Below are 12,065 nucleotides of genomic sequence, written 5' to 3'. Positions count from 1 at the left end.
TGTCCCCCGGTAAACGACGGCGGCGAACGGTCGCATGCGCAGAAAGCGTCAGACAGTGCTGTATCCACTCGACGGGAAGGTGCTCTGCAAACAGTTGTGCAGAGGGCGGTGGCATAAGCGGATGGTCACTGAAATCGAGCAGATCATTTAGAAGTGGCATAAGAAAACGGCTCCCTGTTGTGGAAGCCGTTATAGTGCCGCAGTTTAAGGATCGGTCAACCGATCCTTAACTGATCGGCATTATGCTGGAAAGCGAACTTTTTGGTCATGAAAAAGGCGCATTTACCGGTGCACTGACCCTGCGCCAGGGACTGTTTGAGCGTGCCGACAGCGGCACATTATTCCTTGATGAAATTGGTGAAATGCCGTTGGTATTGCAGGCTAAATTGTTGCGCATTTTGCAGGAGAGGGAATTTGAACGCATAGGCGGCCATCAAACCATCAAAGTCGATATTCGCATCATAGCCGCTACCAATCGCAACCTGGACGCGATGGTAAAAGAAGGAACTTTCCGTGAAGATCTCTTTTATCGACTCAACGTGATTCATTTAATGTTGCCGCCACTTCGCGAGAGACGAGAAGACATTTCCCTCTTAGCCAATCATTTTTTGCAAAAATTCAGTAGCGAAAACCAACGCGATATTATCGAAATCGACCCCAGCGCAATGTCATTGCTTACCGCCTGGTCATGGCCTGGCAATATCCGTGAGCTTTCTAACGTCATTGAACGCGCCGTGGTAATGAACTCGGGGCCGGTGATTTTTGCAGAAGATCTACCACCACAATTTCGCCAGCCTGTCTGTATGAATCACGATGTGAAAAGCACGCCACCGGGCGAGCGCAATCTCAAAGAAGAAATTAAGCGCGAAGAGAAACGGATTATTATTGAAGTGCTGGAGCAACAAGAAGGAAACCGTACTCGCACCGCGCTGATGCTCGGTATCAGTCGCCGTGCCTTAATGTACAAACTGCAAGAATACGGCATTGATCCAGCCGGTGCGTAAGACAAAAACTGCTATGCAGAAATTTGCACAGTGCGCAAAATCCTGCATAGCAGTGCAATATCCCCTCACCACCTCCTTCCTTTTTATTTCAATATTTTCAATCTATTAGAAATTATTTTCGCATAATTTCATTCTGGCACTCCCCTTGCTATGCCTTCTGTGTACCCACAACGGTGTATTCAAGAGGGATAAAAAATGAAAACAAAATTGATGAGCATAGAGGACGCCGCCAGCTTCTTTCGTGATGGCATGACCATTATGGTTGGCGGTTTTATGGGAATTGGCACGCCTCCCCGCCTCGTTGAGGCATTACTGGAATCCGGTGTCAGGGATCTGACCTTAATCGCCAATGACACGGCATTTATTGATACTGGTACTGGCCCGCTGATTGTCAACGGTCGGGTCAGCAAAGTCATCGCTTCACATATTGGCACTAACCCGGAAACCGGACGGCGCATGATTCTGGCGAAATGGAGGTCGTTCTCGTACCGCAAGGTACATTGATTGAGCAAATTCGCTGTGGCGGTGCCGGACTTGGTGGTTTTCTCACCCCAACCGGTGTCGGCACCGTCGTCGAAGAAGGCAAACAAACGCTCACCCTCGATGGCAAAACCTGGTTGCTTGAACGTCCATTGCGGGCAGACCTGGCGTTGATCCGCGCCCACCGTTGCGACGCACTCGGAAACCTCACCTACCAACTCAGCGCCCGCAACTTTAACCCCCTGATTGCTCTCGCAGCAGACATCACGCTGGTGGAACCCGACGAACTGGTCGACACCGGCGAATTGCAACCTGACCACATTATCACCCCCGGCGCTGTTATCGACCACATCATCATTCCACAGGAGAGCAAATAATGGACGCGAAACAACGTATTGCGCGCCGCGTGGCGCAGGAACTTTGTGATGGTGACATCGTTAACTTAGGGATCGGTTTACCCACAATGGTCGCCAATTATTTACCGGAGGGTATTCATATCACTCTGCAATCGGAAAACGGCTTCCTCGGTTTAGGCCCGGTCACGACAGCACATCCCGATCTGGTGAACGCAGGCGGACAGCCGTGTGGCGTTTTACCCGGCGCGGCGATGTTCGACAGCGCGATGTCATTTGCGCTGATTCGTGGTGGTCATATTGATGCCTGTGTACTCGGTGGCTTACAGGTCGATGAACAAGGCAATCTCGCCAACTGGGTCGTGCCAGGAAAAATGGTGCCTGGTATGGGTGGTGCGATGGATCTGGTGACCGGGTCGCGCAAAGTGATCATTGCCATGGAACATTGCGCCAAAGATGGTTCAGCAAAAATTTTACGTCAATGCACCATGCCGCTAACCGCGCTTCACGCAGTTCATATGCTGGTGACAGAACTGGCGGTGTTCCGCTTTATCGATGGCAAGATGTGGCTCACTGAAATTGCCGAAGGTTGTGATTTAGAAACTGTGCGTGCCAAAACTGAAGCGCAGTTCGCCGTCGCTGATGATCTTTTGCTCCCACAGGGGGCGCTATGATCGGTCGCATCTCGCGTTTTATGACGCGCTTTGTCAGTCGCTGGCTTCCCGATCCCCTGATCTTCGCCATGCTACTGACATTAATCACCTTTGCCGTAGCTCTCTGGTTAACGCCACAAACCCCTCTCAGCATGGTGAAACTATGGGGTGACGGCTTCTGGAATCTGCTGGCATTCGGGATGCAGATGGCGCTCATCATCGTGACCGGACATGCGCTCGCCAGTTCTGGTCCGGTGAAAAGTTTGTTACGTACTGCGGCGTCAGCAGCCAAAACGCCTACCCAAGGGGTCATGTTAGTCACCTTTTTTGGTTCCGTCGCCTGCGTAATCAACTGGGGATTCGGTCTGGTGGTTGGCGCAATGTTTGCTCGCGAAGTTGCACGTCGGGTACCAGGCTCCGACTATCCGTTGTTGATCGCTTGCGCCTATATCGGCTTTCTCACCTGGGGCGGTGGTTTTTCCGGCTCAATGCCGCTACTGGCAGCAACACCGGGGAATCCCGTTGAGCACGTCGCAGGGTTAATTCCGGTCAGCGATACCCTGTTTACTGGCTACAACATCTTTATCACCCTGGCCCTGATTGTGGTGATGCCGTTTATCACCCGCATGATGACGCCTAAGCCTTCCGACGTGGTGAGTATCGATCCGAAGCTGTTGTTGGAAGAAGCGGATTTCCAGAAGAAGCTCCCTGCAGACGCCCCACCTTCAGAGAAACTGGAAGAAAGTCGCATCCTGGCGTTGATTATTGGTGCTCTGGGCATTGCTTATCTGGTGCTGTACTTCTCCGAGAAGGGATTCAACATCACCATCAACACCGTCAACCTGATGTTTATGATTGCCGGTCTGTTGTTGCATAAAACGCCGATGGCCTATATGCGGGCGGTAAGTGCGGCTGCGCGCAGTACTGCCGGGATTCTGGTGCAATTCCCCTTCTATGCCGGGATCCAGTTAATGATGGAACACTCCGGCCTCGGTGGCCTGATCACCGAATTTTTCATCAATGTCGCCAACAAAGATACCTTCCCGCTGATGACCTTTTTTAGCTCTGCGCTAATTAACTTCGCCGTGCCTTCTGGCGGTGGACACTGGGTTATTCAGGGGCCATTCGTCCTTCCTGCCGCGCAGGCGCTAGGGGCCGATCTGGGTAAATCAGTAATGGCGATAGCTTACGGTGAACAGTGGATGAACATGGCACAACCGTTCTGGGCGCTACCTGCACTGGCAATAGCCGGACTCGGTGTCCGCGACATCATGGGCTATTGCATCACTGCCCTGCTCTTCTCCGGCGTCATTTTCGTTATTGGTTTAACGCTGTTCTGACGGCAACTTTATAAAAGGAAGAAAAATGAAAAATTGTGTCATCGTCAGTGCGGTACGTACTGCCATCGGTAGCTTTAACGGTTCACTCGCCTCCACCAGCGCCATCGACCTGGGGGCAACGGTGATCCAGGCCGCTATAGAACGCGCAAATATCGATTCACAACACGTTGATGAAGTGATTATGGGTAACGTGTTGCAAGCCGGGCTGGGGCAAAATCCGGCACGTCAGGCACTGCTAAAAAGCGGACTGGCAGAAACGATATGCGGCTTCACGGTCAATAAAGTGTGCGGTTCAGGTCTGAAAAGCGTGGCGCTTGCCGCCCAGGCGATTCAGGCAGGTCAGGCGCAGAGCATCGTAGCAGGTGGAATGGAGAACATGAGTTTGGCGCCCTACTTACTCGATGCAAAAGCACGTTCTGGTTATCGACTGGGAAACGGGCAGGTTTATGACGTAATCCTGCGCGATGGCCTGATGTGCGCCACCCATGGTTATCATATGGGAATTACCGCCGAAAACGTGGCTAAAGAGTACGGGATTACCCGTGAAATGCAGGATGAACTGGCGCTACATTCACAGCGTAAAGCGGCGGCAGCAATTGAGTCCGGTGCTTTTACAGCCGAAATCGTCCCGGTTAATGTTGTCACCCGGAAGAAAACCCTCGTCTTCAGTCAAGACGAATTCCCGAAAGTGGATTCTACGGCTGAAGCGTTAGGCGCATTGCGCCCGGCCTTCGATAAAGCAGGAACAGTCACCGCCGGGAACGCGTCTGGCATTAACGACGGTGCTGCCGCACTGGTGATTATGGAAGAATCTGCGGCGCTGGCAGCAGGCCTTACCCCCCTGGCTCGCATTAAAAGTTATGCCAGCGGTGGCGTGCCCCCCGCATTGATGGGTATGGGGCCAGTACCTGCCACGCAAAAAGCGTTACAACTGGCGGGGCGTACAACTGGCAGACATTGATCTCATCGAAGCTAATGAAGCATTTGCCGCGCAGTTCCTTGCCGTTGGGAAAACCCTGGGCTTTGATCCTGAGAAAGTGAATGTCAACGGCGGGGCCATCGCGCTGGGGCATCCTATCGGTGCCAGTGGTGCTCGTATTCTGGTCACACTATTACATGCAATGCAGGCACGCGATAAAACGCTGGGGCTGGCAACACTGTGCATTGGTGGCGGCCAGGGAATTGCCATGGTGATTGAACGGTTGAATTAACGAACAAAAACGCCCGATAGCGAAAGTTATCGGGCGTTTTCTTGAACATCGGCAGCGAAGGTAACCCCATTAATCACCAGTCAAAACTTTTCACCAGCGTCAGCTCGCCAGCATTACGCATCGGTACAATAAAAGTTTCCTGTTTCTCATTGACCGATCCTTCATCGGTGATCAGCGTCAATTGGGCGGTAGTTAATTCCGTTTCGCTGCGCCCGCCGTAGTAGTTGATATACACCTGATAGCGCCCGTGAATCGGCGCTGGCATGGCGAAAATCTCGGGTCCGTACCCCGTCGTGACATCCATATCCAGTGCACCACTGTTTTTCAGCACCGTGTTACCGTACCAGGCATGTTCACCGTCAGGCGTAACGACATGAAGATCGAGGTCGGTATTGTCCGTATCCCACGAGAGAACCAGCCGTAAACGCGCGCGAATCGCTCCAGCCCCCGGCGTAGAGTAAAACTGCATTTTTTGTCGGCTTTGCCCATCGGGGCTGATGACCTGCACGCTGTTACTGCCTTCCGTGAAAATATAAGGGCGTGCAAATGAACCATCGGATTCAATTCTCTGCGGCATACTGGCACCGTTGACCACCAGTCGCCCCTGCTGGACTTTTCCCGCCGCAGCATAATTTTTTATTTTGCCGCGGATTTGCGCAGAGATATTTTGATCATCAGCCATGTTGACAGATGACGCGGGGTAATTGATCGACTGTGAAAAACTGGCATCTTCGCCCTCTGCCGGATGCCAGCCAGAGAGCGGTGCATCAATCTCGACTTCCTGCACACCTTCACTGTGAGCGACAGGCGAAAGCGCCACCAGTAACAACGGAAGAAAAATCTTTCGCATAGCATTAGTCCATTAATAATTGTCGGGTCAGCGTTTCGATATAGTTCTCATCAAGCCCGGTGGGATAACCATCAAAGGCCAGGTGAAGATACTCATGGGTTAAATCAAGACGATCCTGAAGCGTAAAGAAGTTACGAATAAACAGCCGTTTCTGCTGCCGATCGGTAAAGGGGAATCCCGAGGCTAAACGGCAAACCGCAAATACATCTGGTTCGTTGTAACCCGTCTCGCCTTGTAACACGCGTCGCCACTGGGGCATTTTTTTCGCCAGCCAGGCTTTCGCTTTTGGCAAAATCTGGCAAGTGGAGCGTGGAGCTCCCCAGCGACTAAGGCTGTTATCGGGATAAGCAAAGGCGAGTATCTGATCGTAACGTTCACCTTGCACCGCCTGGACCGTGGCTTTACGCCAGGATAACGTGCCTTCGGCAGCACGGCTGCCGTGATAATGAACCGGATCGCCCGCATAGATGAGATCCTGCGTCCAGGCGGTCATCGTTCGCGCCCCCGTGGTAGCTGGCGAAGCAGAAACACGCTGCGTGGCGCTGCTGTCCGGGATGGTCAGGCAATCGCCTTCCCGATCGGCATTTTGCTGTAAAAACGTGCGAATCGCCACGGTCATGGCTTTCGCTGCTTCAGGAGGCGTGCTTTTCGCTTCGCGATCCAGAACTCTGGCAACATACTCTTCACGATCGAGATGCGACTGTAATTTCAGTTTGCCCTTCTCTGTAAGTAACGTCGTCTCACCACGGCTAACAAACGTAATGTGGTTACCATTGGCGAACGTCACACGATAACGCCCATTGAGCACACCAGGTTTTACTGCCGTCGAGCTCTTTTCCTCAGTGACTTTTTTCAACGGATAGCGAGCAAACAGATCCACCAGTACACATTGCCCGCTGGCAACTTGCGTCGGCACAGGCAAAACCTGATTAAGTACCGTCGCATAACGGGTTAGTACCGTTTTGCTGGTGCCGCCACCTGCAACCCACAGCGGCGTGCCATCAGTTAACCATCCGGCAAAACCACCCTGGCGGATTTCCTGTTTATCATCGGCAAACCAGCTCCAGGTTTTCACCCGCACACGACTACCGAGCATAGACGCAACACCAATTTTCGCCTCGTCCAACACCACATCCAGTAAGACTTCCTGAGCTTTGTTTTGCGCGGGTAACGTCGCTAATGAATCAAGCAGCGATGTAACGGTTACCGACGTTTCTGGTTTCAGCGTAGAAAGAGATGCTAACCACGCCGGAGCCTGACGCGGTTGCCAGTATTGCCCCCATACATCTGCACTAATGTGCAACCGCTGCGGTGCAAAATAGAGTCCACAGGAGCGTACCAGCGCGGTATCGCGCGTTATGCTCTCCCCCGCCTGGCAACAATAAACCTCTTCCGGGGAGTTTCCGCGACACTGGTAGGGCTGCTCCGGTTGATGGGTATCCTCCAGCCAGGCGTAAACATACAGTTTCCACAAACTCCCTAACGGCGTGGTGAGCGTGTCAGGTAACGTCGAGACATTTGTCACGCCTGACGACGATAACTGATACAGTTGGTCATGCTGCGCGCCCCGCAGCGCCAGTTGTAACGGCTTCTCCTGTGCAAACGTCGGCAGGGTAACCAGCGTTAATAGCCAAACGACTCTGCGCCAGTTCACTTATTTCACCTGCATTCCGGTCCATTCGCTCCCTGCCGCAACACTTTGCTGCGCAGGTGCATAGGAACGCACATAGCGAGCAGGCGGCAGAACGAATTGCCCTTTTTGTGAGAAGCGCAGCAGATGGCGGAAAGTGACCGTTCCCGTCAGTTCTTTCACCGGCACCATATAGGCCAGTTCGCCCATTTCATTACGCGCTTTTTCCAGCGATTGCCCCTGCTGTTTCGCGGCGTTGGGTTTATTGACCGAAATGCCCCACGTTGTCCGTTCAACATCGGCTCCCGGCGGCAGTGGGACTTCCACCTGACCGTAGCGCAGAACTGCATCCTGCTCGCTGGTAAGCGTGATTTCATCGAGATACAGCGCATCGCTGTTAATCTCATTGCTGGTCACCGGCTGCAACGTAAAACTCATTTCTTCATCACCGGGGATAAGCAGATACAACTGGCGTTCAACGGTCACCGGAATATTACTTTGTTGAGCCGTTTTTATCGGTTCACGCCAGCGGACCTGCACGTTTTGCGGCGGTAATTCGTCACCCAAAGAGAGAATTTCCGGCACGCCCTGACCCACCCAACGCCAGTATTCGCCCCCTCCGGTTAACTTATGTTTGGCCCATGCGCCCGCAGGCGCAGGCAACACAACTGGATGCATCGTCGCCATATATTTCGCCAGCCAGTTCATGGCCAGCGCGCGCTCAATAGTGGATTGCTCAGCGGTCAAACCACTTAAAATAGCGGCCGCCTGGGTGGTGTCGCCACCGCTATTGAGCAGCACAACCGTGTGCGCCAGCGGCTGATTGCTGCTTGCCGCTTTATCCCACGCATATTGCTGAACCTGGGGCATCACAGTGGACTTCAACTGCGCTTTTTTCAGCAACGTCATGGTTAAGACGTTTGCCACCGCATCTGCCAGCGGAGATTCCGGTGTATCGAGGATCAAACTGTCATTGATATCGCTGGTGTATTCCTCAGAGAAATCTTCTGTTTTAGTTCCGCGCCGGGCGATAACTTCATCCAACCCTTTCAACAACGTTTTGCACGGCAGATTCATCTCCTGCGCCCACGCCAGCACCAGCGCCCGATGCAATAACGGCATGTTATCCGCCTGCTCCGCGTAGCTGTCGAGCATATGTTGCCAGTATTCCGGTTGTTGCGTTACGCCGAGCGCCTGGCTGGCCTGCCAGTCGGCGTACCATGCCCATGCCGTGAGGAATGCATCGCCATTGCCATCTTCACCCCACCAGGTAAAGCGCGCTCCTGGCCCCGCCAGTTGCATCAGCCGCAGACGGTTATCCTGAATCATCTGACGAATGTCGTTAGCGGCGGCACTTTGATGATCGGCAAGCGAACGCCAGGCAAGACTGAGCGGGATCAGACGGCTACCGGTGTTGATCACGCCCCCCCAGGGTTCCTCTATTAACGCATCAAGATTGTTACGGAAAATCTCCTGCGGCGTTTCGCTACTTTGTAGCCGGATATTGCTCGCCTGCTCGGGCAACATCAGCGCGTTATCGCCACCGCCGAGCATGACGTTTTTCTGCTGTTCAACGGGCCAGCTGTTATCAACAAAAGACAGTTTTGTGCTAATGCTGTCCTGCACTTGCCCATTTTGTTGCAGTTCTGCGCTTAACAAGCCAGATTGCTGAATGTTCTGCGTCAGCGAAATATAATTCGCCCCTTTGTGCAGCGTCAGCGTCTGGCGCATCTCAGCGCCCGCAAATTTAGTCACCAGCGCCACCGGTTCGTTATCCTGCTGACTGAAGATAAACAGTCCTGCCGCCGGTTTGTCGCCCATGCGATAGACCGTTGGCATACTCCACTTCATGTAGAGATTTTTTTCCGAACGCAGATAAGCACGCCCCTGCCCGACCAGTCCGTCGCCGTTCATCCCTCGAGCGGTAATGCGCCAGCGCGTTAACGAATCCGGCATCAGGAATGTAAAGTACGCTTTGCCTTGTTTATCCGTGGTTAGCGACGGTATCCATGCCGCGGTATCCACCTCTTCACGCCGTGGACGTTCAAGCATTTTTACTCGCCGCTCGCTGCGGTTAGTCGCGCCAGGCGCAACCGGCTCGCTGGAGAGCGCCTGATCGTAGCTGATAAATGACAGGCTGGAACTGGTGCGTACATTGTTACGCCCCAGCGGATAGAAAAATTTGCCGATACTCGGCGCGATTTCCGGTTGCAGCGCGTAGATCATTTCATCGACCACGCCAACCGTTAGCTGCGCAGAAACAGGTTTACCTTTCAGCGACGAGGTTAATTCGACATTGACCAGTTCACCTGGCTGGTAATGGGTTTTGTCCGTTTTCACCCGGATATCCAGCTGGGGAACGGCAACTTTGATCCCGGCGTTCTGAAAACTGTACTGACCGTTACGGGTATACAGCACCGAAAAAGTGATGTTAGGCGCAAAGGAATTGCTCACCGGAACGCGGGCTTCATACTGGGTATCGTTTAAGCGTTGTAGCGTCAGCCAGTTTGCCGGATGCGATAGCAGCGACTGCTGTTCCACGCGATCGCGTTCCAGCGTCAATAACGCTTCATCAATTGGCTCCGGGAAGGTAATCAGCATCTTCGCGGTTTCGCCTGGCTGGTACAGCGTTTTATCCGCCACGATGTCTACCGTACCAGTATGCGCCGTGCTGCCCTTACCGCTGACGGCATGGCTTAACCCGGCGAGAATTAAGCCGTCTTTATCGCGTAATGTCAGATTGTAGTTGCCAGGTTTTTCGAAATTAACGGTGAAGGATTTACCGCCAGACGGTAGATCTCCGCTGTGGCTTGTTCGGTCTTCCAGACGTAACCACTCATACTTAACAGGAACCTGCTTTGAAGATTCCAGCGCGGCATAACGGAAAACAACCGACTCGCCGCTATTACTGTATTGTGCGGCGGTGCTTAGAGAGTAATGCGCCAGACCGCGTTCAATGAGGATCTCTTTGGTTGTGGTAACACGATATGCCGCACCGTCGCTGGCAGAGACGGTCAGTAAATAGCGGCTCGGTTTATCTGCTGCGGGAAGATTTAACGCCACATGACCGCTGGCGTCTGAAACTGTTTCACTGCCTTCAAGCGACACAGGGAAGCGCCCGGCATAACGCAAATCGTTACCGACCATCGAAAGTTGTTGAGCGCGCAAACTTAACTGCACGCGGGCATTTTTTACCGGCTCGCCATCCGGGTAGAGCAGTTGCAGTTTGCCGCTGACCGCTTCGCCAGTTTTGAAATCTTTTCTGTCGAGAGCTAAACCAATTTCGAAATGTGGTTTGATGTAGTTTGCCACGCGAAAACTGCTGCTATAGACCTGCTTGCGGTAAGCCAGGCGTAACTCATAACCTCCGGCAACGGCATTTTCTGGCAAGCGGAAACTCCCCTGCCCGCCATTGCGCGCATCAAGCGTGACATCGACGGTTTGCAACAGGCTACCGTTGGCGTCCAGCACTGAAAGCTTCGCCGGTGCGCTGACGATAGGGGATGAATGCAGCGGGTCGTGGAACTCGCGGCCCATCACTTTGACATCAACACGGTCGCCTGCGCGGTATAGAGGGCGATCGGTAAAGATATACAAGCGGGTATTGTAGATTTCGCTTTCGTAGAAGAAGTTCTCGGAGACAAAAACGCCGCCTTCAGCATCTTTACCCAGAATGTATGAACGTTCAGGCGATATATGTTGTAACTGCAAGGTGCCGCTGTCATTGGTGACGCCTCGGGTCATCACGCCAAGACCGTCAGTCCACAGGATTTCTGATCCAGGCTTCGCTTCCCCCTGCTTTTTGCCAGCGGTCCACACCAGAAGCTCGTTACCCGACACTTTACTCAACGCCACGGTATTGGAGACAAACACCACCGTTGTTGCCCGATAACCACCCACCATCGCTTCGACGAGATACAGCCCCGGCTCTTGTTTGCCGAGAGGAATATAAATGTTGCCAGGCTGCGGCGAGATGAAGTTACTGGATGCGCCTTCCAGTTTTACCCCTTGCTGCGGCTCAACCGGTTTTGCCTGCCATAGTGGATAACGGAACTGTTCCACCAGTGGATATTTCTTCAGCGGTGAAAACTGGCTGTTTTGTACATAACGGGAAGGTTTGATGATGGCATTGCCGAGCTGCAATTCCGGTAATGCCTGGGTCACATTCTGCCGTGACTGATAAGAGAAAGAACGCTGCATGACACGGCGAGATTTGCCGTACCAGTTATCCCACAGCCAGGTTAGCGTATTGTTCAGACCGTCACCCAGATACTGCGGTTGTACCACAATGCGGTGCAGGTTTTTCTGCTGGCGCAGAAATGCCATCGGATCAGGAATACGATACAGGCGAACATCCACGCCGCCGTACTCTTCCATCTGATAACGTTGATAATCGCGCCCCGGCGCTTCTAGCCGCACTTTCGCCTCTTCGCTGCTGCTAAAACTGCTGTCAGCGAGCAAAAAGAACGTTCCCCCGGCTGGCGGCGCATAGTTGCTGGAAGGAAGCGAATCGTCAGCATTAACAAGCCCCGCCCCCACAAGAG

General features: G+C 53.2%; 6 protein-coding genes and 3 pseudogenes. 5 read left to right on the top strand and 4 right to left on the bottom strand.

Annotated elements, in window-relative coordinates; genetic code table 11:
- On the bottom strand, nt 1-160 hold a 160-nt coding region (locus tag CRI63_RS16575), incomplete at its 3' end, for a transposase domain-containing protein (RefSeq protein WP_205713423.1).
- A gap of 82 nt (nt 161-242) precedes the next feature.
- Between CRI63_RS16575 and CRI63_RS16570 the strand changes: the two are divergent.
- The 5 genes and pseudogenes from CRI63_RS16570 to atoB form a co-directional block, all read left to right on the top strand.
- A pseudogene (locus CRI63_RS16570) lies at nt 243-1,004 on the top strand (sigma 54-interacting transcriptional regulator); the annotation flags it as partial.
- 195 nt (nt 1,005-1,199) lie between these two features.
- Nucleotides 1,200-1,861: pseudogene (gene atoD / locus CRI63_RS16565) on the top strand (acetate CoA-transferase subunit alpha).
- Nucleotides 1,861-2,511, top strand: a complete 651-nt coding sequence (locus CRI63_RS16560; protein ID WP_130217054.1) for a 3-oxoacid CoA-transferase subunit B — start codon at nt 1,861-1,863, stop codon at nt 2,509-2,511. The pseudogene atoD and the gene CRI63_RS16560 overlap by 1 nt, the downstream one beginning before the upstream one ends.
- Complete coding sequence (locus CRI63_RS16555; RefSeq protein ID WP_130217052.1) at nt 2,508-3,830, top strand: TIGR00366 family protein; 1,323 nt, start codon at nt 2,508-2,510, stop codon at nt 3,828-3,830. The genes CRI63_RS16560 and CRI63_RS16555 overlap by 4 nt, the downstream gene beginning before the upstream one ends.
- Before the next feature lie 25 nt (nt 3,831-3,855).
- Nucleotides 3,856-5,041, top strand: a pseudogene (atoB, locus tag CRI63_RS16550) (acetyl-CoA acetyltransferase).
- A gap of 73 nt (nt 5,042-5,114) precedes the next feature.
- On the opposite strand, the gene CRI63_RS16545 reads toward atoB, so the two are convergent.
- The 3 genes from CRI63_RS16545 to CRI63_RS16535 are packed head-to-tail and all read right to left on the bottom strand — an operon-like array spanning nt 5,115 to nt 12,060.
- Entirely contained in the window at nt 5,115-5,891 is a 777-nt protein-coding gene (locus CRI63_RS16545) for a YfaP family protein (protein ID WP_089521837.1), read from the bottom strand.
- Between the two features lie 4 nt (nt 5,892-5,895).
- Nucleotides 5,896-7,545 carry a YfaQ family protein gene (locus CRI63_RS16540; protein ID WP_135520146.1) on the bottom strand — a complete coding sequence of 550 codons (1,650 nt, stop codon included), beginning with the start codon at nt 7,543-7,545 and terminating at the stop codon, nt 5,896-5,898.
- Complete coding sequence (locus CRI63_RS16535) at nt 7,546-12,060, bottom strand: alpha-2-macroglobulin (protein WP_205713421.1); 4,515 nt, start codon at nt 12,058-12,060, stop codon at nt 7,546-7,548. It lies immediately after the preceding gene.
- Between the last annotated feature and the right edge of the window lie 5 nt (nt 12,061-12,065).

The sequence above is a fragment of the Escherichia sp. E2661 genome, assembly GCF_004745185.1.
Lineage (GTDB): Bacteria > Pseudomonadota > Gammaproteobacteria > Enterobacterales > Enterobacteriaceae > Escherichia.
This window is presented reverse-complemented; position numbering and strand designations above follow the sequence as displayed.

Coding starts and splice junctions, on each gene's coding strand:
- CRI63_RS16555 (WP_130217052.1), top strand. CDS start 2,508: ATGATCGGTCGCATCTCGCGTTTTATGACGCGCTTTGTCAGTCGCTGG.
- CRI63_RS16545 (WP_089521837.1), bottom strand. CDS start 5,891: ATGCGAAAGATTTTTCTTCCGTTGTTACTGGTGGCGCTTTCGCCTGTC.
- CRI63_RS16560 (WP_130217054.1), top strand. CDS start 1,861: ATGGACGCGAAACAACGTATTGCGCGCCGCGTGGCGCAGGAACTTTGT.